The sequence below is a fragment of the Psychromarinibacter halotolerans genome, from assembly GCF_029168315.1.
Lineage (GTDB): Bacteria > Pseudomonadota > Alphaproteobacteria > Rhodobacterales > Rhodobacteraceae > Psychromarinibacter > Psychromarinibacter halotolerans.
In genome coordinates this window covers 367957-389019 of record NZ_JARGYD010000002.1, presented here as the reverse complement: position 1 = coordinate 389019, position 21063 = coordinate 367957, and the positions used below count along the sequence as shown (strand labels likewise).

Below are 21063 nucleotides of genomic sequence, written 5' to 3'. Positions count from 1 at the left end.
CCGTGTGCGGCATGAGCACGCGCGCCGGTGGTTGCGTGTGCGGGGCGGTTCGCTTCGTTGCACGCGATGTTCAGGACAAGGCCGGGATCTGCCATTGCGAGACCTGCCGCCGCTGGACCGGCTCGGCGATGATCGCGGTCACGGTCCCGACGGCGAACATCGACTGGACCGGCACCGCGCACATCCGGCGGGCGCAGACCAGCGGCTGGGCGGAACGCGCGTGGTGCGATGAATGCGGGTCGAACCTGTTCTACCGGATGACGGCGGACGACCAGACGAACACGGAAATGCCGCTTGGGCTGTTCGACGACGCGAACGGCTTTCGGTTGGTGAACGAGATATTCATCGACCACAAACCGGACAGTTATGCCTTCGAAGGCAGCGACCGGACACTGATGACACGCCAGGACTGCATCGCGCGGTTCGGCGCACTGAACACGGGCCCCGAGAATCAGGCAGGGTGAAGCAACCTGCCAGTGTTCGGGACGGACATTGGATCTACAGCCGCACGCGGGGCGCCGCGGGCGGAGCGACCCCACCGGGCAGGCCCGGCGGTGGCAGCCAGTAAGGAGGACGCCAGATGACGACCTATGATGAAGCCTGGGTGGCGCGCGAAGAAGCGCGTCGGGCGTGGATGGCCGAGAACAGCCTGTACCGCGATGATGACGAGAAGTCGTCGTGCGGCGTTGGTCTCGTCGTGTCGGTCGACGGCAAGAAAAGCCGGAAGGTCGTCGAGGCGGGCATCGATGCGCTGAAAGCGATCTGGCACCGTGGCGCTGTCGACGCCGACGGCAAGACCGGCGACGGCGCGGGCATTCACGTTCAGATCCCGCCGGCGTTCTTCTTCGAACAGATCGAGCGGACCGGCCACAAGCCGAAGGAAGACCAGCTGATCGCGGTCGGTCAGGTGTTCCTGCCGCGCACCGACTTCGGGGCGCAGGAGACCTGCCGCACGATCGTCGAGACCGAAGTGCTGCGGATGGGCTATTACATCTACGGCTGGCGCCACGTTCCGGTGGATGTCTCTGTGCTTGGCGAAAAGGCCAACGCCACCCGTCCCGAGATCGAACAGATCCTGATCGCGAACTCGAAGGGCGTCGACGAGGAAACCTTCGAACGCGAACTGTACGTCATCCGTCGCCGGATCGAGAAAGCCTCAGCCGCGGCTGGTGTCGGTCAGCTTTACATCGCGTCGCTGTCGTGCCGGTCGATCATCTACAAGGGCATGATGCTGGCCGAGCAGGTCGCCGAGTTCTACCCGGACCTCAAGGACGACCGTTTCGAAAGCGCCTTCGCGATCTATCACCAGCGGTATTCGACCAACACCTTCCCGCAGTGGTGGCTGGCTCAGCCGTTCCGGATGCTGGCCCACAACGGCGAGATCAACACGATCAAGGGCAACTCCAACTGGATGAAAAGCCACGAGATCCGCATGGCGTCCGGCGCCTTCGGAGATCTGGCCGAGGACATCAAGCCGATCATCCCGCAGGGGTCGTCGGACTCGGCCGCGCTTGATTCCGTGTTCGAGGTGCTGGTGCGGGCCGGTCGGTCGGCGCCGATGGCGAAGACCATGCTGGTGCCCGAAAGCTGGTCGCAGCAGGCGATCGAGCTGCCGCAGGCGTGGCGCGATATGTACAGCTACTGCAACTCGGTGATGGAGCCGTGGGACGGCCCCGCCGCTCTGGCGATGACGGATGGCCGCTGGGTCTGCGCCGGTCTCGACCGGAACGGCCTGCGCCCGATGCGCTATGTCGTGACCGGCGACAACCTTGTGATCGCAGGGTCCGAGGCTGGCATGGTGCCCGTCGACGAAAGCACCGTGATCGAGAAGGGCGCGCTTGGTCCGGGCCAGCTGCTGGCCGTGGACATGCAGGAAGGCAAGCTGTTCCACGATTCCGAGATCAAGGACCGTCTGGCCAACAGCCAGCCGTTCGGCGACTGGGTCGGAAAGATCAACGAGCTTGACGCAGAGCTGTCGCAGGCGACCGAAGCGCCGCTGTACACCGGCGGCGAACTGCGCAAGCGCCAAATCGCTGCGGGCTTCAGCCTTGAAGAGATGGAAACCGTGCTGTCGCCGATGGTCGACGACGGCAAAGAGCTGATCGCGTCGATGGGCGACGACACGCCGTCCGCCGTGCTTTCGGAAAAGTACCGGCCCCTGTCGCACTTCTTCCGTCAGAACTTCAGCCAGGTGACCAACCCGCCGATCGACAGCCTGCGGGAATACCGCGTGATGTCTCTGAAGACGCGGTTCGGGAACCTCAAGAACGTGCTGGACGAGGACAGCAGCCAGACCGAGATCATCGTTCTGGACAGCCCCTTCGTCGCCAACGCGCAGTTCGACATCCTTGTCGAAAACTTCAACGCGCCGATGGTCGAGATCGACTGTACCTTCCCGAAGGACGGTGACGAGAACGCGCTGCGTGCCGAACTGACGCGCATCCGCGCCGAGGCCGAAGACGCCGTGCGTTCCGGCGCCGGCCACCTTGTTCTGAGCGATATGCACCAGAACGAGGACAAGGTCGCGATGCCGATGATCCTTGCGACCAGCGCGGTGCATTCGTGGCTGACCCGCAAGGGCCTGCGGACCTTCTGCTCGCTGAACGTGCGCTCGGCGGAATGCGTCGACCCGCATTACTTTGCCGTGCTGATCGGCTGTGGCGCCACCGTGGTGAACGCCTATCTCGCCGAAGACAGCATCGCCGATCGCATCGAACGCGGCCTGTTCGACATGTCGCTGACCGAGGCGATGTCGAACTATCGCGCCGCCGTGGATGCGGGCCTGCTGAAGATCATGTCCAAGATGGGCATCTCGGTGATCTCGTCCTATCGCGGCGGTCTCAACTTCGAGGCGGTGGGCCTGTCCCGCGCGATGGTGGCCGAGTTCTTCCCGGGGATGCACAGCCGCATCTCGGGCATCGGCGTCTCTGGCATCCAGAAGAAGCTGATCGAAGTGCACAAGGCCGGCTGGATGGGCGGCCGCGACGTGCTGCCGATCGGCGGCTTCTACAAGGCGCGGAAATCGGGCGAGACCCACGCATGGGAAGCGCAGGCGATGCACATGCTGCAGGCCGCCTGCAACCGCGCGTCGTATGAACTGTGGAAGCAGTACTCGAACAAGATGAAGGCGATGCCGCCGATCCATCTGCGCGACCTCTTGGACATCAAGCCGCTGGGCAAGGCGATCCCGCTGGAAGAGGTGGAAAGCATCACCTCGATCCGCAAGCGGTTCGTGACGCCGGGCATGTCGCTGGGCGCGCTGTCGCCCGAGGCGCACAAGACGCTGAACGTCGCGATGAACCGGATCGGCGCCAAGTCGGATTCCGGCGAGGGCGGCGAAGATCCGGCGCATTTCGTGCCGGAACCCAACGGCGACAACCCGTCGGCCAAGATCAAGCAGGTCGCATCGGGCCGCTTTGGCGTCACCGCCGAGTACCTGAACCAGTGCGAAGAGCTTGAGATCAAGGTCGCGCAGGGCGCCAAGCCCGGCGAAGGCGGCCAGCTGCCCGGCATGAAGGTGACCGAGCTAATCGCGCGCCTGCGTCACTCGACGCCCGGCGTGACGCTGATCTCGCCGCCGCCGCACCACGACATCTACTCGATCGAGGACCTCGCGCAGCTGATCTACGACCTCAAGCAGATCAACCCGCGGGCCAAGGTCACGGTGAAGCTGGTGGCGTCCTCGGGCGTCGGCACCATCGCGGCGGGCGTGGCGAAGGCGAAGGCCGACGTCATCCTGATCTCGGGTCACAACGGCGGCACCGGCGCCTCGCCGGCCACGTCCATCAAATACGCGGGTCTGCCGTGGGAGATGGGCCTGACCGAGGCGCATCAGGTCTTGTCGATGAACAACCTGCGCGGCCGCGTCACCCTGCGGACCGACGGCGGTCTGCGGACCGGGCGTGACATCGTCATGGCCGCGATGCTGGGTGCCGAGGAATACGGCATCGGCACCGCCGCGCTGATCGCGATGGGCTGCATCATGGTCCGCCAGTGCCAGTCGAACACCTGTCCGGTGGGCGTCTGCACGCAGGACCCGGCGCTGCGGGACAAGTTCACCGGCAACGCGGACAAGGTGGTGAACCTCATCACCTTCTACGCGCAGGAAGTCCGCGAGATCCTTGCCAAGATCGGGGCCCGGTCGCTGGACGAGGTGATCGGCCGCGCCGACCTGCTAAGCCAGGTCAGCCGGGGTGCCGCGCATCTGGACGATCTGGACCTCAACCCGCTGCTCATCACGGTGGATGGGGCCGAGGACATCAAGTACGACCGGACCCGCCCGCGTAACGTGGTGCCGGACACGCTGGACGCCGAGATCGTCGCGGACGCCGCGCGCTTCCTGGAGGAAGGCGAGAAGATGCAGCTGTCTTATGCCGTGCGGAACACCCACCGCACGATCGGCACCCGCACGTCGAGCCACATCGTGAAGCGGTTCGGCATGCGCAACGACCTGCAGTCGGATCACCTGACGGTGAAGCTGGCGGGGTCCGCCGGTCAGTCGCTGGGCGCCTTCGCGGCGCCGGGCCTGAAGCTGGAAGTCGCGGGCGACGCCAACGACTATGTCGGCAAGGGCCTGTCCGGCGGCACCATCGTGGTGCGGCCGACGATGGCGAGCCCGCTGATCGCGTCCGAGAACACGATCATCGGCAACACGGTGCTGTACGGCGCGACCGATGGCTACCTGTTCGCGGCTGGCCGCGCGGGCGAGCGGTTCGCGGTGCGGAACTCGGGCGCGCAGGTCGTGATCGAGGGCTGCGGCTCGAACGGGTGCGAGTACATGACCGGCGGTGTCGCGGTCATCCTTGGGTCCATCGGTGCCAACTTCGGCGCCGGTATGACCGGTGGCATGGCCTATCTGTACGACCCGGACGGCGTCGCGAAGAACTTCATGAACATGGAGACCCTCGTGACCTGCCCGGTCGAAGGCGAGCATTGGGAAGAGCAGCTTCTGAACCTGATCGGGCGGCACGCCGCCGAAACGATGAGCCAGAAGGCGGAAGATATCCTTCAGCACTGGGAAACCGCGCGCGGACACTTCGTGCAGGTGGTGCCGAGGGAAATGCTGAACAAGCTGAAGCACCCGCTTGGCAACGAGGACGTGCGCGTCCCGGCCGAGTAAGCCCGCCCCGCATCCAGCAAAGACCCCGCCACGAGAGATCGCGGCGGGGTCTTTCATTTTCGGGGGTCGGGACGTGCCCGACACAGGCCGCCGACGTCATCCGCGCGGCGGCTTGACCGGTTCCGCGCCCCGTGCTTTTGGACAGACATGGCAAAGCGCAAACCGGCGGCGAAAAAGAAGAACAAGCCAATCCGGCCAGGCCGTTGGCTTCTGCGCCGTGCCGGGGTCGTCCTTGGGGGGATCGTCGTGCTGCTGGTCGTGATCATCTCGCTTTATGCCTTCGTCAATCCGCCGACGACGCCCTACATCGTCTCGGAAGGTCGGCGCCTTGGCGGTGTCGACCGGGAATGGGTCGACATGGACCAGATCGCGCCGGTGATGGCGCGGTCGGTGGTCGCGGCAGAGGATGCCAACTATTGCCTGCACTGGGGCTTCGACATGTCGGCGATCCGCGCCGCGATCGAAGCGGGCAGCAACCGGGGCGCGTCCACCATCAGCCAGCAGGTCGTGAAGAACGTGTTCCTGTGGCACGGGCGGTCTTGGCTGCGAAAGGCGCTGGAGGCCGGCATCACCCCGGCGGTCGAAGCGGTCTGGTCCAAGCGCCGCCTGCTGGAGATCTACCTGAACATGGTCGAGTTCGACGCGGGCGTCTTCGGGGTCGAGGCTGCCGCGCGTCACTATTTCGGGGTTTCGGCGGCGGATCTGTCGGATCAGCAGGCGGCGTTGCTGGCCGCGATCCTGCCCGATCCCAAGGACAGGTCCGCCTCGAACCCGTCCGCCTTTGTCCAGCGCCGGGCCGCCGCGATCCGGTCCGGGGCCGCGACCATCCGCGCAGATGGGCGGGACGACTGTTTCGAGAGTTGAAATCGGAGCGTTAACACGGCATTCATGCCGGTGCCCCTACCCGGACCGATAGCCCCATGAACCGCCTGTTCCACGTGCCCCTGTCGCCCTTCTGCCGCAAGGTGCGGCTGTCGCTTGCCGAGAAGAAGATCGAGGTCGAGCTGGTCGAGGAACGATACTGGGAGCAAGAGCCCGACTTTTTGCGGCGCAACCCGGCGGGCAAGGTTCCGGTGCTGAAGATGGGCGGGCTGACGCTGGCCGAAAGCGGCCCGATCTGTGAATACATCGAGGAAACCCATCCCGAGCCGCCGCTGATGCCGCGCGATCCCCGTCAGCGGCACGAGGTGCGGCGGCTGGTGATGTGGTTCGACGACAAGTTCCACCACGAGGTCACTTCGAAGCTCTTGTACGAGCGGGTGAACAAGAAGGTGATGGGGCTGGGCTATCCTGAATCGAAGAACGTCAAGATGGGCGCCCAGAAGATCAAGTATCACCTCGACTACATGGAATGGCTGCTGGACCAGCGGCGCTGGCTGGCCGGGGATTCCATGACGCTGGCCGATTTCGCCGCCGCCGCGCACCTGTCTTCGCTGGATTACATCCGCGACGTCGACTGGAACCGGAACGCAAGCGTCAAGGACTGGTACGCCAAGATCAAGTCGCGCCCTGCCTTCCGGTCGATCCTTGCGGATCAGGTCCCGGGCTTTCCGCCGCCGCAGCATTACGCCGATCTCGATTTCTGATAAGGTCGGTCGCGGGGGCTCTGCCCCCGTCGCCCCTTGGGCGACTCCCCCGAGGTATTTGGAAAGAGAAGAAGCGCAGGCGTGTCCCCCGATCTGAAAGCGCGGCTGGTGGCGCAGGCGCGGTCCGAGGGCTTCGCCAAGTGCCGGATCACGACGCCGGACGCGGTGCCCGAGATCGCCGGGCGTCTCGCGGAGTTCGTCGATGCCGGGTACCACGGCCAGATGGCATGGATGGCCGAGCGCATGAACTGGCGCGGCGATCCGGCGGCCCTGTGGCCCGAGGCGCGGTCGATCATCATGCTGGCCGAACCCTACACGCCCGAGACCGATCCGCTGGAGGTTCTCGACCAACCGGATCGTGGCGCGGTGTCGGTCTATGCGCAGGGGCGCGATTATCACGACGTGGTCAAGAAGCGGCTGAAGCGGCTGGGCCGCTGGCTGATCGAGGCCGGTGGCGGCACCCCCGAGATCAAGGTTTTCGTCGACACCGCGCCGGTGATGGAGAAGCCGCTGGGGCAGGCGGCGGGGCTGGGCTGGCAGGGTAAGCACACGAACCTTCTGTCGCGCGATCTGGGCAACTGGTTCTTTCTTGGCGCCATCTTCACCACCGCCGCGTTGCCGCCCGATGCCCCGGAAGCGCAGAAATGCGGATCTTGCACCGCCTGTCTGGACATCTGCCCCACGGATGCCTTCCCGGCGCCGTTCCAGCTGGATGCGCGGCGCTGCATTTCCTACCTGACGATCGAGCACCAGGGGCCGGTTCCGGTGGAATTGCGCGAGCGGATGGGCAACCGGATCTACGGCTGCGACGACTGTCTTGCGATCTGTCCTTGGAACAAGTTCGCGCAGACGGGGCGCGATGCGAAGCTGTCCGCGCGGCCGGATCTTGTGGCGCCCGACCTGGAAACGCTGGTGAACCTGGACGATGCCGGTTTTCGCGAGCGGTTTTCCGGATCGCCGATCAAGCGGATCGGGCGCGACCGCTTCGTGCGCAACGTGTTGTATGCGATCGGGAATTCCGGTCTGCCCCGGTTGATCCCCGCCGCGCGTGGCTTGACCGACGACGCCGACGAGACGGTCCGCGAGGCTGCGCGCTGGGCAATTGAGCGTTTGCACAAAGTTTGAGTTTGCGCCGCGCGGGGTGGTTTTCCTAAGGTCATGAGACCTTACATGATGGGCAAGGCGAAAAGGAGGAGACTCGCATGTCCAGGAAACAACTCGACCACGAACGCATCCAGACGCCGGGCCGTATGAAGGCTTTCACCCGTCTTGACCGCATCCGCGCCGGGGAGGCATCGCACCCGAATATCCGGATGCTGTCGCGCCGCGGCCGCAAGGGGCGCACCGACGCGTCCATCGTGAAGCAGTTCCTGCGGATCGACCGCGGCTATCTGGCCTGACACGCGCCGCGCCCCCGTCCGGGCTGTGACCGGGCGGGTCGCTATGGGCATTTCTGAAGGGGTCTGCTAGCTAAACCGGGATTTGGAAATTCCGGCGCCTATGCAACCCCTTCGCGGCATTCTACTGATGGTCCTGGCAATCTCGTGTTTTGCCGTGATGACCGCTTTCGTGAAAGCCGCGGGCCGTATCCCTGCCGGAGAGACTGTGTTTTTCCGTGCATTCTGCGCGCTTCCCGTCATCGCGATGTGGCTTGCCCTGAAGGGAGAGCTGCCGTCCGGGCTGCGGGTGAATTCGGTGCCCGGGCACCTTGTGCGGGGCATCGCCGGGTCGCTGGCGATGGGGCTTGGGTTTCTTGGGCTGAAGTACATTCCGCTGCCCGAAGCCACCGCGATCCGGTTCATCACGCCGATCCTCATCGTTATCTTCGCGGCGATCTTTCTGCGCGAGCGGGTGCGCATGTTCCGCATCACGGCAGTCGCGGTGGGGCTGGTCGGCGTCAGCATCATCATGTGGCCGCAACTGACCTTCGAAGGCGGCGGGGCGGTCCGGCTGGGCGCGCTGGTCACGCTCGCGTCGGCGGCACTGGCCTCTTGCGCGCAGATCCTGATCAAGGCGATGGCGGGTACCGAGCGGACAGAGGCGATCGTATTCTGGTTCTCGGCCACGGCCAGCCTTCTGGCGTTGACGACGATCCCGTTCGGATGGGTGATGCCGATGGGGATCGAGTGGTTCTGGCTGATCGGGGCAGGGCTGATCGGCGGAGCGGGGCAGATTTTTCTGACATCCAGCTACCGCTTTGCCGACGCGGGGACGCTTGCGCCCTTTACCTATCTTTCGATGATCTGGGCGCTGGTCATCGGCTTTTTCATCTTCGATGAACTGCCGACGGTCGGGATGCTGATCGGGTCCGCGCTGGTGATCGCGGCGGGCGTGGCCATCGTGTTCCGCGAACGGCAGCTTGGGCGCGGTGCCGCGTCCGAAGGCAAGCTGCGCAGCATGATGAAGGACCGCTAGGGCGCGGTCTTATTCGCCCACTTTCTGGAACCGGCTGTTGCCACTGGCGTTCTTGAAGGCGCCGCCGCCATTCAGCACCACGGGCGCAGAGTCTTCGGCCGGACCGGCCGCCACGGCGCCGCCGCCGGTGATGCTATTGAGCAGCCCGGCAAGGCCCGAGGATTCGGAGTCGAGCGCCGCAAGGTCGGCCTCGGCAGCCGGGTCGGACTTGAGCCATGCGAAGGTGGCGGTCGCGTTCACGTACCATGTGCCGTCGCCGTCGGGCACCGGCGTTTCGTTGACCCGGATCGACGTGATCACGCAGCTTCCCACCCGCTGGCGCAGCGCGTCGCAGTAGTCGCGGGCGCGCTGGCGGTAGTCCTCGCGCAGGGCGGCGCGGGCCTCGGGCGCGACGCGCCGGCCGAAGGTGTCGGGATCGTCGAGCGGCACGATCTCGGTCTCGAGCGTGGCGGTGGCGAGGTCGGTGGTGTCGCCGACCGGGTCGGCCGGCAGGAAGCCGACCCTGAGTTCCAGCTTGTGCATCCCCGAGCGGTCGGCGTCGACCTCGGCTCTGGCAAAGCCGCAGCCCTTGGCCATGTCGGCCAGCATGTCGGCGCACAGGTCCATCGCCAGCGCGGGCGCGCGCGCCAGAATGTACAGCGGTTCCATCATGGGTTCGGGGCGCGGCTCGCCGGGCCGAAGCACGTCGTCGACGGGCAGGTGGACGTTCCACGTCACCCGCCGGTGCCGCGTGGGGGTATCGGGGTCGAAGATTGCGTCGGCCTTGCGCCGGTCGCGGTGCCCCTCGATCATCTCGAGGAAGGACAGGCCCATGCTTCCCAGCGGTTCGGGCGGGCCGCTGTCGGCCGGGGTCGCGCCGGGGCCGGAGATACCGGCGATCGACTCGGTGAAGCGCGAGAAACGTTCGTAGGCGCCCAGCGCGTACAGGCTGATGCCCGCGACCGGGATCAGCATGACCAGTCCGATGGCAAGGCCAAGGATCCGCGTGCTCATTGCACCACCTCCGTCGCGGTATCGGCGCTCAGCATCGGCTCGGGCGACAGGGCGGCAAGGTCGCCGCCCGCCGCGTCGGTCAGCAGGCCAATCTGCACGTCCAGCAGGAATGCGTCCCGAACCTGCGGTTCAGAGACGAATATGTAATCCTTCTCGGTCACCAGAACCTCGGCCCCGGCGAGCGGGCGATAGGGGATCGGCGTGTCGGGCACCGGGCCGACAAGCGCGTGCTTGGTGACGTAGAAGCCCACGACGTTGAACTCGGGCAGGCTGTTGAAATGCGTCAGGAACCACGCCGCGTAGTGGTCGTAGGCCGTCCGCGACTCGTCCATGTAGTCCTGTGCCAGAGTTTCCGCGCCGGGTTGGGACGTCATGCCCCAGCTGGGGCGCGGGATGCGGGCGACGCGCGGCACGCAGTCGATGCCGCGGGTCGACAGGAACTGGATGTCGTAATCGCCCCACGGGGGGTTCAGTGCGCCGCCCGGACCGACCACGGCTATGTGCGAGACCTCGACGCCCGGCGCGAGCATCACGTTCCACAGCACGTCGGACATCCAGTGTTGCAGGACAAGGTACTGCGGCGCGCTGGTGTCTGTAACGATCACGTCGATGATCGCCATGCCGTCGCGGTCGGGCACCAACTGCGATTGCGTGACGCTCGTGCCGCCGAACTTGCGTCCCAGCCACGTCATTTGGGCCTTCACCAGCTCGGACGTGTCGAAGGCCAGCAGCCCCGAGGGCCGGTCGCCGAACCCGACGCTGACATTGGCGATCGCCTCGTCCTCGCGCGGGGGGCGCGGGGTGCAGGACGGGTCGAAGGCGGCGATGCGGTAGCTGGCGGGGTACTGGATGTCGCGCGGGTAGTCGGCGACGATGGTGTTCAGATGCAGGATGGAATCGCCGTAGGCCGCGACGCCGTAGTCCTTCGCTTTCCACCCGTAGAAGTCGGCGCTGCGCAACTTGTTCGGGTCGGTCTCGTTCTCGGTATCGTCGCTGGGCGTGGCTGCGGACAGGCCGCCGCCGAAGATCTGGGACGCGATCCCGTCTTCCGCCATCAGGTCGACAACGCCGTCCGAACCGCCGCTTTCTTCTGGCATCAACGACAAGAACACGACTGCGCCGCACATGGCGGCGAATGCCAGGAAGAGCTGGACAGGAGACATGGCCGGCCTTTCGGGTCATGGGCTGTTGTCCCATGGCTAGCCGCGCTTTCGGGCAGCAATCTGACCCGCGCAGCATGATTTAGGGGCGATAGGGCACAACGAAAAAGGGGCGCCCGCGGCGCCCCTTTCCAAAAAACCGTGTCCTGACGCTTACGAGCGGACGAGCTTTTCGTAATCCGTCGCGATCTCTTTCGTCAGTTCACCGACTTCGAAGGTGTAGTCGCCGATCTGGCCGACGGGAGTGACCTCGGCGGCGGTGCCGGTCAGCCAGCACTGCTGGAAGCTTTCCATCTCGCCGGGTTCGATGTGACGCTCGTGGACGGTGATGCCCTTGTCCTTCAGCATGCCGATCACGGTCTGACGGGTCAGGCCGTTCAGGAAGCAGTCGGCCAGAGGGGTGTGAACCTCGCCATCCTTGACGAAGAAGATGTTCGCGCCGGTCGCCTCGGCCACGTAGCCGCGATAGTCCATGAACAGCGAATCCGAGCAGCCCTTGGACTCAGCCACATGCTTGGACGCGGTGCAGATCATGTAAAGGCCCGCAGCCTTCGCGTGGACCGGGATCGTTTCGGGCGACGGACGCTTCCACTTCGAGATGTCCAGCTTCGCGCCCTTGAACTTCGAGTCGCCGTAGTACGCGCCCCATTCCCAGCAGGCCACGGCCATGCGGACGGGGTTCTTGGCCGAGCTGACGCCCATGTCTTCGCCCGCGCCGCGCCATGCGACGGCCCGAACGTAGGCGTCGGTCAGGTTGTTGGCCTTCAGCGTCGCGTATTTCGCTTCCTCGATCTGGTCGACCGTATAGGGGATTTCCATGTCCAGCTCGCGGCCCGAGAAAAGAAGTCGCTCGGAATGCTTGCGGCCAAGGAAGATCTTGCCGTTGTAGCAGCGCTCGCCCTCGAACACCGACGACGCATAGTGAAGGGCATGGGTCAGGACGTGTACGTTCGCGTCGCGCCACGGCACAAGCTTCCCGTCCATCCAAATGTAGCCATCGCGGTCATCATAAGCGCCAGCCATTGTTCTATCCTTCCATTGCGCTGTCGGTTCGGAAATTGCGTGGGATATGTCCGCATCGGACATAAAGTTGCGCAAAATCTGCGATTCGGTACCAGTCGGCTCTTGGAATGTCAACAAGGCTGACATAAAATGCCTAGTCTGAAAGCAGATTGTGAACGACGGACGGATCTATGGCAGAAGGCGGTGGCGCGGCTGCGCCGGGGGGCGAAAGTCTCCTTTTCCTGACGGACGAACAGCTTCGCAAGGCGATCGAGGCGATGTATTTCGCCTATCGCGGCTTTACGGCGGATCCCGACCGCATCCTTGGCGATCTTGAATATGGCCGGGCGCATCACCGGGCGGTCCACTTCATTCATCGCGCGCCGGGGACCACGGTCAACAACCTGCTTCACATCCTTGGCGTGACGAAACAGTCCCTGAACCGGGTTCTGCGCACCCTGATCGAGGACGGGCTGGTCGAAAGCAGGATCGGCGCGCGTGACAAGCGCGAGCGGCACCTGTACCTCACCGAGAAGGGCGAGGCGCTGGAGGCGGAATTGTCGACGGCGCAGAGGGCGCGGATGCGCGACGCCTTCCGGCACGCGGGGCCGGAGGCCGTCGCCGGGTTCCGCACGGTGCTGGAGGCGATGATGGATCCCGAGATGCGGCGACACTTCAACCGGCTGAAAGAGTCCGGCACATGACGGCGCCGGACGCCCATCTGCTGATCGTCGACGATGACGAGCGGATCCGGAACCTTTTGCAGAAATTTCTGATCCGCCACGGCTTTCTCGTGTCCGCCGCGCGCGACGCGGCGCAGGCCCGCCGCCTGCTGTCGGGACTGGAATTCGACATGCTGGTGCTGGACGTCATGATGCCCGGCGAGGATGGCGTATCGCTGACCCGGTCCCTGCGCGAGGCGCTGGCGACGCCGATCCTGCTGCTGACCGCCAAGGGCGAGACAGAGGACAGGATCGCCGGGCTGGAGGCCGGGGCCGACGACTATCTTGCCAAGCCGTTCGAGCCGAAGGAACTGCTGTTGCGGATCAACGCGATCCTGCGGCGCATCCCCTCGGCCCCCACCGAGAATAGCGAGGGGCCGAAATATCTGAAGCTGGGCGAAATCCGGTACGACGTGGACCGGGGCGAGATGTGGCACGGCGACGAGCCGATCCGTCTGACCGCGACAGAGGCGCAGCTTATGAAGATCTTCTCGACCCAGCCGGGAGAGCCGGTCAGCCGCGCTAAGCTGGTCGAGGATCTTGGCCGCGACCGCGGTCAGGCGCAAGAGCGCGCGGTCGACGTCCAGATCACCCGTCTGCGCCGCAAGCTGGAGGCGGATCCAAAGCAGCCGCGCTATTTGCAGACGGTGCGCGGGGCAGGATACATGCTGGCGCCGGATTGACGTCGCCCGCCGGTGATCTGGCAATCGGGATCGAAGTTTAGACCGTCTGGCCGCTGGCAGCGTGGGTCCGCGATTGCCGTTGGCCGGACCAAGCCGAAGTTGCTGTGGCCCGTGGTGTCAAAGGGGGGACTCTTGGTGACGAAACGCCCTCAACCATCGCGCGAATCGCTTTTCAACCCAAGGGTCAATCACGATTTCCTAAGAACATATTAATTTCTTTTCCCTTTCCAAACATTGCGCTAGCTCCACCGCAGAAGCACAAGGAGCACTTAAATGCCTCAGACTTTTTCCGGGTTCTACTCGGGTACTTTCGATGGCACCGATTTCACGGTTTCTGGCGCATACACGAACCTCCCCATCACGTTCGATGACCTCGCCGACGGCACGTTCGACGAAGAAACTGCAGTTGGCGACAATGTCCGCATCGCCAGTTCGGGCGACACCAGCAATGTCTTCAAAGGCACAGTCACCGACCTTGGCGTGGTGATCGAAGTGGAAGGCAACGATTACCTTTTCACTGAAATCCAGTCGGTCGCCGACACCACCGTTCTTACCGTCGACACCACCACGCCCTACACCTACGACGTCACTTGCTTTGCTGCTGGCACGCTGATCGCGACGCCGGACGGCACCTGTGCGGTCGAGGACCTGAAGACCGGCGACATGGTGCGCACGGCGGATGGCCGCGACGTTGCCGTGAAGTGGGTCGGTCACACCACCATCCACAAAACCTTCGCCCCGGCCGAGCGTCTGACCCCGGTCCGGTTCCGTGCCGGTTCGCTGGGCGACAACATTCCCGCGCGCGACCTGACCGTCACCGCCGATCACGCGATGCTGCTGGACGGCGCGCTGTGCAATGCCTCGGCGCTGGTGAACGGGGCCGACATCGACTTCGTGCCGCTGGCCGAGATGGAAGAACGCACCACGTTCTACCACATCGAGCTGGACCGTCAGGAGATCCTGATCGCCGAAGGTGCGGAAACCGAAAGCTACGTCGACCACGTCGCCCGCCGGTCGTTCGACAACTACGGCGAATACCTTGCGCTGTACGGTGACGAGCCGGCGATTGCCGAACTCGACCTGCCGCGCGTTGCGTCGGCCCGTTTGCTGCCGGCCTCGGTGCGTGCGCGTATCGGGCTGGACGGCGCCGAAGTCGCGTTCGCCTAAGATACCCAGACCGGGTGCCTTGAGGGGCGCCCGGTCACTGACCTTATCACTGGCCCGGTTCGGGCTGACCCATCCGGTTCCACGCATCCAGACCCGCGACCTTGTAGGCTTCGGCAAGGGTCGGATAGTTGAACGTGTTCTCGACGAAGAAATCCACACCGCCGCCAAGGTTGATGACCGCCTGTCCGATGTGGATCAGTTCGGTCGCGCCTTCGCCAACGATGTGCGCGCCCAGCAGGCGCCGATCGTCCAGCGCGAAGATCAGCTTCAGGAAACCGGCGTCGACCCCCATGATGTGTCCCCGCGACGTCTCGCGGAAGCGGGCGATGCCGCATTCATATGGCACGCCGGATGCGCGCACCTCGTCCTCTGACTGGCCGACGGTGGAAATCTCGGGGACCGCGTAGATGCCATAAGGAAACGTGGCCGGTGCCGGAGGGGGCGGCATGTCGAAGGCGTGGCAGGCGGCAACACGGCCCTGTTCCATCGAGGTCGAGGCCAGCGACGGAAAGCCGATGATGTCGCCGGCGGCATAGATGTTCGGGGCCGAGGTCTGGAACGTCTTCGGGTCCACCTTGATGCGCCCGCGCTTGTCGGGTTCGACACCGATGGCTGGCAGGTTCAAAGCCTCGACGCTGCCGGACCGGCCCGCGGCGAACAGCAGAACCTCTGACCGGACCTTGCGGCCGTCGGTCAGCGCGACGGTGATGCCGGTATCCGCCTTTTCGATCGTGTCTACGGTGGCGCCCAGCCGGATCACGATGCCCCGGTCGCGCATCTGGTGGATGAAGTCGTCCACGATCTCGGTATCGACGAAGTTCAGGATCGACTCGCGCGATTCAATCAGCGTGACCGGCACGTCGAGCGCCGAGAAGATGGTCGCGTATTCCACCCCGATGACCCCGCCGCCGATCACCGTCATGCTGCGCGGCAGGGCGGGGATTTCAAGGATCGAGTCGCTGTCGAATACGCGCGTGTCGTCGAACGGCACATGATCTGGCCGGAAAGGCCGCGTGCCGGTGGCGATCAGGGCCTTGTCGAAGGTGACGTGCACGGTGTCGCCGTCGTCTTCCGTCAGTTCGACATGGTTCTGGTCGACGAACCGCGCCTCTCCGCTGGCGGACTGGACCATGTTGCGCATGAACTGGTGCTGAAGCACCTCGACCTCGTGATCCAGCGTCTTGTGCAACCGCTGCATCAGGTCGCTGGCCGTGATGTCCTGCTTCACGCGATAGCCCCGGCCATAGAACCCGCGTTCGCGCCAGCCGGACAGGTTCAGCACGGTTTCGCGAAGGGTTTTCGAGGGGATCGTTCCGGTGTGGACGGACACGCCACCCAGACGGCGCCCGCGATCCACCACCAGCACGGATTTCCCAAGCTTGGCGGACTGGACGGCGGCGCGGCGCCCGGCCGGTCCCGAGCCGATCACCAGCATGTCGACGTTTGGCATAAAGTGTCCCCCGCGTTTTCGGTCACGTTGCGGTCTGTATCCGCGTTTTACAACGCGGGGATTATCAACGCGTTGTCACGGGGATGCGTCGCGGTGCGGGTGCACAGAATTTGGGCGGCACGCCCGTTAGGGCGCGATGCAGACCGCAGGAAGCGGCGTGCTGTCGGACCAATCGACCATGGGCACCGCGGCGTAGTCGTGGGTCACTGCGGTGCGGGCGCGGGTCCCGTGCCATGCAAAGCCCTTGCCGTTCAGAAAGTTCAGGTCGCAGCCCCCGAAGGCCGCAAGGTCCAGCGTGTCGTAATATTCATAGGTCAGCCCCGCGACGCGATAGGCCCCGTCGCGGAACGCGATGGTCAGCGTCTGCCGCCACCGCCCGCGGCCGATGCTTTCGTTCAACGAATGCACGCGGATCGACCCGTTCGGCGCCACATCGACCGACGCGATGCGCCCCGGCACGTCCGGGGACTGCACGAAATCATGCGCCGTGATGCGCCCGGTTCCGGTATCCTCGATGATCAGGTCGGCGGTGTCGGCGCCGGGATAGTGCAGCAGCGTGAAACGTTCCCTCAGCCCGTCGCCGTTCAGGTCGGACAAGGCGCCGTCGACCACGTTCTGCGCATCGGCGGGGGCTGCGCAGGCAAGGGCTAGAAGGACGGCGGCAATTCTGGTTTTCATCGGGGGACCACTTTCGCTTGGGGGCACAGCATGGTTACCGCGCTTTTCACGCACGCGTCATCCCTTGATCACGTCACGCCGCCGGGACACCCCGAACGCGTCGCGCGGTACGAGGCCGTGACAGAGGCCCTGTCGGCCGCCCGGTTCGATGCGCTGGATCGGCGCGATGCGCCCGTGGGCGACCGGGCCGAGATCCTGCGCTGTCATCCCGAGGACTACATCGCGGGGATCGAGGCGGCGATACCAGCCAAGGGCCTCCGGTCGCTGGACCCGGATACGCATGTCTCTGCGGGCTCTTTAGAGCCTGCATTGCGCGGCGTGGGCGGCATTTGCGCCGCCGTCGACGCGGTGCTGGCGGGCGAGGCCGGCAATGCCTTCGTCGCCATGCGCCCGCCCGGCCACCACGCCGAAACCGCGCGGTCGATGGGCTTTTGCCTGTTCGGCAACGCGGCCATCGGGGCAAAGCGGGCGCTGGATCACCACGCGCTGACCCGGGTCGCGGTGCTGGATTTCGACGTGCACCACGGCAATGGCACGCAGGATCTGCTGTGGGCGGAACCGCGCGCGTTCTTCGCGTCCAGCCATCAGGTGCCCCTGTACCCCGGCACCGGCGATGCGTCCGAGACCGGGGCGTCCGGCAACGTGATGAACGTGCCGCTGGCGCCGGGAACCGGCGGGGCCGAGATGCGCCGCGCATGGGGCGACATCATCTTGCCCGCCGTCCGCGATTTCGCGCCCGAACTGATCATCATCTCGGCCGGGTTCGATGCCGATGCCGCCGACCCGCTGGCGCAGCTGGAATGGAACACTGACGATTTCGCGTGGGTCACGCAGGCCATCTGCACCGTCGCGGCAGAGGTATGCGGGGGGCGCGTGGTCTCGACTTTGGAAGGGGGATATGATCTTCAGGCGCTGGCCGCCGGGGTGGCGGCGCATGTGGATGGCCTGATGGAGTTTTCGCAGTGACCGACAAGCCCGTTTCCGAGATGAGTTTCGAAGAAGCCATGCGCGAATTGGAAGGCGTGGTCGGCCAGCTGGAATCCGGCGACGTCGAGCTTGAGAAATCCATCGCGCTGTACGAACGCGGCGCGGCGCTGAAGAAGCGGTGCGAAGAAAAGCTGAAGGACGCCGAGGAGAAGGTCGCGGCCATCACACTCGACGAGACCGGCGCGCCGAAGGGGACGGCTCCGTTCGACCCGCAATGAGCTTTGACGACAGGCTGAAAGAGTGCGCGCGGCAGGTGAACGCCTGTCTCGGCACTGTGATGGACGGCTGGGCGGATCTGCCCGTCGTGCATGGAATGCGCTACACGGTCGGCGGCGGAAAGGGCCTGCGCGGTTTTCTTGTGATGGAAACCGCCTCGCTGTTCGGCATCCCCGATGCGCAATCGGTCCACGCCGCCGCCGCGATCGAGGCGCTGCACGCCTACAGCCTTGTTCACGATGACCTGCCCTGCATGGACGACGACGACCTGCGGCGCGGCCAGCCGACCGTTCACGTCAAGTGGGACGAGGCGACCGCCGTGCTGGTGGGGGACGCGCTGCAATCGCTGGCGTTCGAACTGCTGGCCCGCGACGCGCTGGGCGGGGCGGACGTGCGCATCTCGCTGACCGGTACGCTGGCGCGGGCCGCCGGGGCGCGTGGCATGGTGCTGGGACAGGCGCAGGACATCGCCGCCGAGACTGCCGAGACCCCGCTGACGCTGGACCAGATCATCGAGTTGCAGGGCAACAAGACCGGTGCGCTGATCGAATGGTCGTGCGAGGCGGGCGCCATCCTAGGGCAGGCCGACCCCGCGCCGCTGCGACGCTATGCGCGCGCCATCGGCCTTGCTTTCCAGATCGCGGACGACATCTTGGATGTCGAGGGAGATGCCGCCGCCACCGGCAAGCGCGTCGGCAAGGATGCGGACGCCGGGAAGGCCACGTTCGTCTCGCTTCTGGGGCTCGAGGGGGCGAAAGCCCGCGCGAAGGCGTTGATCGAAGACGGCGAGGCCGCGCTTGAACCCTACGGTGCGGCGGCAGAGAACTTGCGGCAGGCGGCCCGTTTCGTTATCGCCCGCCAGAACTAGGCGAGTGGCCCCGGAGGGCCAGTGACTGATGTCGAACCGACCCGAGACCCCGACGCTGGACCGCGTGCACCTGCCTTCGGACCTGAAGGCGCTTAGCGATGCCGAGCTGCACCGCGTCGCCGACGAGTTGCGGCAGGAAACGATCTCGGCCGTGTCCGAGACCGGCGGGCATCTTGGCGCGGGTCTGGGCGTGGTGGAACTGACCGTCGCGATCCATTCGGTGTTCGACACGCCGCGCGACCGGCTGATCTGGGACGTGTCGCACCAGTGCTATCCGCACAAGATCCTGACCGGGCGTCGCGACCGCATCCGCACGCTGCGCCAGAAGGACGGCCTGTCGGGCTTCACCAAACGGTCGGAATCCCCCTACGACCCCTTCGGCGCCGCGCATTCTTCCACCTCGATTTCCGCCGCGCTGGGCTTTGCCGTCGCGCGCGATCTGGGCGGCGCGCCCGAGCCGTCGCTGGGCGACGCCATCGCGGTGATCGGCGACGGCGCGATGAGCGCGGGCATGGCCTATGAGGCGATGAACAATGCGGGCCATCTGGGCAAGCGGCTGTTCGTGATCCTGAACGACAACGAAATGAGCATCGCGCCCCCGGTGGGTGCCATGTCGTCCTATCTGACGCGCCTGTATACCGAAGGGCCGTTCCAGGAGCTGAAGGCCGTCGCCAAGGGCGCGGTGGGCTTCCTGCCCGAACCGTTCCAGGAAGGCGCGCGCCGCGCGAAAGAGATGCTGAAGGGCATGGCCGTGGGCGGTACCCTGTTCGAGGAACTGGGCTTCAGCTACATCGGGCCGATCGACGGCCATGACCTTGACCAGTTGCTGCCGGTGCTGCGGACGGTCAAGGCGCGGTCCACCGGGCCGGTCCTGATCCACGTCATCACCAAGAAGGGCAAGGGCTATGCCCCCGCCGAGGATGCCGCCGACAAGGGGCATGGCGTGTCGACCTTCGACATGGTGACCGGCAAGCAGAAGAAGGCCGTGTCGAACGCGCCGTCCTACACCAAGGTCTTTGCGCAGGCGCTGATGGACGAGGCAGAGCGCGACTCCAAGGTCTGCGCCGTGACCGCCGCGATGCCGGACGGCACCGGGCTGAACCTGTTCGCCGAACGCTTCCCGCGCCGCTGTTTCGACGTCGGTATTGCGGAACAACATGGTGTCACCTTCTCGGCGGCGCTGGCCGCCGGCGGGATGAAACCGTTCTGCGCGATGTACTCGACCTTCCTGCAGCGCGGGTACGATCAGGTGGTGCACGACGTCGCGATCCAGCGGCTGCCGGTGCGCTTCGCCATCGACCGGGCGGGGCTGGTCGGCGCCGACGGCGCGACGCACGCGGGATCTTTCGACATCGCCTTCCTTGCGAACCTGCCGGGCTTCGTGGTGATGGCCGCCGCCGACGAGGCAGAGCTGAAGCACATGGTCGCCACCGCCGTCGCGCATGACGACGGGCCGATCGCCTTCCGCTTCCCTCGTGGCGAAGGCGTGGGCGTCGAGATGCCGGAGCGCGGCGAGGTGCTGGAGATCGGCAAAGGCCGTATCGTCCGCGAGGGCAAGGGCGTCGCCATCCTGTCCTTCGGCACGCGGCTGAAGGAAGTACAGGACGCCGCCGACGCTCTGGCCGCGCGTGGCATCACGCCCACCGTGGCCGACGCCCGCTTCGCCAAACCGCTTGACCGCGATCTGATCCTGAAGCTGGCCGAGGATCATTCGGCGCTGATCACGATCGAGGAAGGCGCCGTCGGTGGCTTCGGCAGCCACGTCGCGCAGCTTCTGGCCGAGGAAGGCGTGTTCGACCGTGGGCTGGCCTATCGTTCGATGGTGCTGCCCGACACGTTCATCGATCAGGCAAGCCCCGCCGCGATGTACGCCGAGGCGAAGATGAACGCGTCGGACATCGAGGCGAAGGTGCTAGAAGTGATGGGCGTCGCGCAGTTGGATACGAAGCGGGCCTGAGGGCTTTCGTCACCAAAGTACCAACCCATGAAATCCGTACCGCCCGGCGGCAACGCCGGG

General features: G+C 65.5%; 19 protein-coding genes. 14 read left to right on the top strand and 5 right to left on the bottom strand.

Features of this window, described 5'->3' with window-relative positions; translation table 11 throughout:
* Positions 1 to 11: 11 nt before the first annotated feature.
* From P1K30_RS06775 to P1K30_RS06745, 7 genes are all read left to right on the top strand, one after another.
* Positions 12 to 464 (top strand): GFA family protein, encoded by a 453-nt coding sequence (locus P1K30_RS06775; protein WP_275631933.1) that lies wholly within the window; start codon positions 12 to 14, stop codon positions 462 to 464.
* A gap of 116 nt (positions 465 to 580) precedes the next feature.
* On the top strand, positions 581 to 5119 hold the full coding sequence (gltB, locus tag P1K30_RS06770) for a glutamate synthase large subunit (protein ID WP_275631932.1): 4539 nt from the start codon (positions 581 to 583) through the stop codon (positions 5117 to 5119).
* Between the two features lie 147 nt (positions 5120 to 5266).
* Complete coding sequence (gene mtgA, locus P1K30_RS06765) at positions 5267 to 5983, top strand: monofunctional biosynthetic peptidoglycan transglycosylase (protein ID WP_275631931.1); 717 nt, start codon at positions 5267 to 5269, stop codon at positions 5981 to 5983.
* Between the two features lie 56 nt (positions 5984 to 6039).
* Complete coding sequence (fzlA, locus tag P1K30_RS06760; RefSeq protein ID WP_275631930.1) at positions 6040 to 6705, top strand: FtsZ-binding protein FzlA; 666 nt, start codon at positions 6040 to 6042, stop codon at positions 6703 to 6705.
* 81 nt (positions 6706 to 6786) lie between these two features.
* Entirely contained in the window at positions 6787 to 7830 is a 1044-nt protein-coding gene (gene queG / locus P1K30_RS06755; protein WP_275631929.1) for a tRNA epoxyqueuosine(34) reductase QueG, read from the top strand.
* 77 nt (positions 7831 to 7907) lie between these two features.
* The gene (locus tag P1K30_RS06750) at positions 7908 to 8105 is read left to right on the top strand and encodes a hypothetical protein (RefSeq protein WP_275631928.1); all 198 of its coding nucleotides are present in this window, start codon (positions 7908 to 7910) and stop codon (positions 8103 to 8105) included.
* Between the two features lie 100 nt (positions 8106 to 8205).
* The gene (locus tag P1K30_RS06745) at positions 8206 to 9120 is read left to right on the top strand and encodes a DMT family transporter (protein ID WP_275631927.1); all 915 of its coding nucleotides are present in this window, start codon (positions 8206 to 8208) and stop codon (positions 9118 to 9120) included.
* Positions 9121 to 9129: 9 nt separating this feature from the next.
* Here the strand turns inward: P1K30_RS06745 and P1K30_RS06740 are convergent, their stop codons facing one another.
* The 3 genes from P1K30_RS06740 to P1K30_RS06730 form a co-directional block, all read right to left on the bottom strand.
* Entirely contained in the window at positions 9130 to 10113 is a 984-nt protein-coding gene (locus P1K30_RS06740) for a hypothetical protein (protein WP_275631926.1), read from the bottom strand.
* Positions 10110 to 11210: a hypothetical protein gene (locus P1K30_RS06735; protein ID WP_275631925.1), complete on the bottom strand. Its 1101-nt coding sequence runs from the start codon at positions 11208 to 11210 to the stop codon at positions 10110 to 10112. The genes P1K30_RS06740 and P1K30_RS06735 overlap by 4 nt, the downstream gene beginning before the upstream one ends.
* Positions 11211 to 11426: 216 nt before the next feature.
* Positions 11427 to 12296, bottom strand: a complete 870-nt coding sequence (locus P1K30_RS06730) for a branched-chain amino acid aminotransferase (RefSeq protein ID WP_275631924.1) — start codon at positions 12294 to 12296, stop codon at positions 11427 to 11429.
* Between the two features lie 170 nt (positions 12297 to 12466).
* Between P1K30_RS06730 and P1K30_RS06725 the strand changes: the two genes are divergently transcribed.
* The 3 genes from P1K30_RS06725 to P1K30_RS06715 all read left to right on the top strand — a co-directional run bounded on the left by P1K30_RS06725 (position 12467) and on the right by P1K30_RS06715 (position 14847).
* Positions 12467 to 12979, top strand: a complete 513-nt coding sequence (locus P1K30_RS06725) for a MarR family winged helix-turn-helix transcriptional regulator (RefSeq protein ID WP_275631923.1) — start codon at positions 12467 to 12469, stop codon at positions 12977 to 12979.
* Positions 12976 to 13680 (top strand): response regulator, encoded by a 705-nt coding sequence (locus P1K30_RS06720; protein WP_275631922.1) that lies wholly within the window; start codon positions 12976 to 12978, stop codon positions 13678 to 13680. The genes P1K30_RS06725 and P1K30_RS06720 overlap by 4 nt, the downstream gene beginning before the upstream one ends.
* Before the next feature lie 273 nt (positions 13681 to 13953).
* Positions 13954 to 14847: a Hint domain-containing protein gene (locus tag P1K30_RS06715; protein ID WP_275631921.1), complete on the top strand. Its 894-nt coding sequence runs from the start codon at positions 13954 to 13956 to the stop codon at positions 14845 to 14847.
* Positions 14848 to 14893: 46 nt separating this feature from the next.
* On the opposite strand, the gene sthA is transcribed toward P1K30_RS06715, so the two are convergent.
* Both sthA and P1K30_RS06705 read right to left on the bottom strand, forming a co-directional pair.
* Complete coding sequence (gene sthA / locus P1K30_RS06710; protein WP_275631920.1) at positions 14894 to 16297, bottom strand: Si-specific NAD(P)(+) transhydrogenase; 1404 nt, start codon at positions 16295 to 16297, stop codon at positions 14894 to 14896.
* 126 nt (positions 16298 to 16423) lie between these two features.
* The gene (locus P1K30_RS06705; protein ID WP_275631919.1) at positions 16424 to 16975 is read right to left on the bottom strand and encodes a hypothetical protein; all 552 of its coding nucleotides are present in this window, start codon (positions 16973 to 16975) and stop codon (positions 16424 to 16426) included.
* 30 nt (positions 16976 to 17005) lie between these two features.
* Between P1K30_RS06705 and P1K30_RS06700 the strand changes: the two genes are divergently transcribed.
* The 4 genes from P1K30_RS06700 to dxs are packed head-to-tail and all read left to right on the top strand — an operon-like array spanning position 17006 to position 21003.
* The gene (locus tag P1K30_RS06700; protein WP_275631918.1) at positions 17006 to 17941 is read left to right on the top strand and encodes a histone deacetylase family protein; all 936 of its coding nucleotides are present in this window, start codon (positions 17006 to 17008) and stop codon (positions 17939 to 17941) included.
* Entirely contained in the window at positions 17938 to 18180 is a 243-nt protein-coding gene (locus P1K30_RS06695) for an exodeoxyribonuclease VII small subunit (RefSeq protein ID WP_275631917.1), read from the top strand. Before P1K30_RS06700 ends, P1K30_RS06695 begins: the two co-directional genes overlap by 4 nt.
* Positions 18177 to 19046, top strand: coding sequence for a polyprenyl synthetase family protein (locus tag P1K30_RS06690; protein WP_338052347.1), 870 nt, complete (start codon positions 18177 to 18179; stop codon positions 19044 to 19046). Before P1K30_RS06695 ends, P1K30_RS06690 begins: the two co-directional genes overlap by 4 nt.
* Before the next feature lie 28 nt (positions 19047 to 19074).
* Positions 19075 to 21003 carry a 1-deoxy-D-xylulose-5-phosphate synthase gene (gene dxs / locus P1K30_RS06685; protein ID WP_275631916.1) on the top strand — a complete coding sequence of 643 codons (1929 nt, stop codon included), beginning with the start codon at positions 19075 to 19077 and terminating at the stop codon, positions 21001 to 21003.
* Positions 21004 to 21063: the final 60 nt, after the last annotated feature.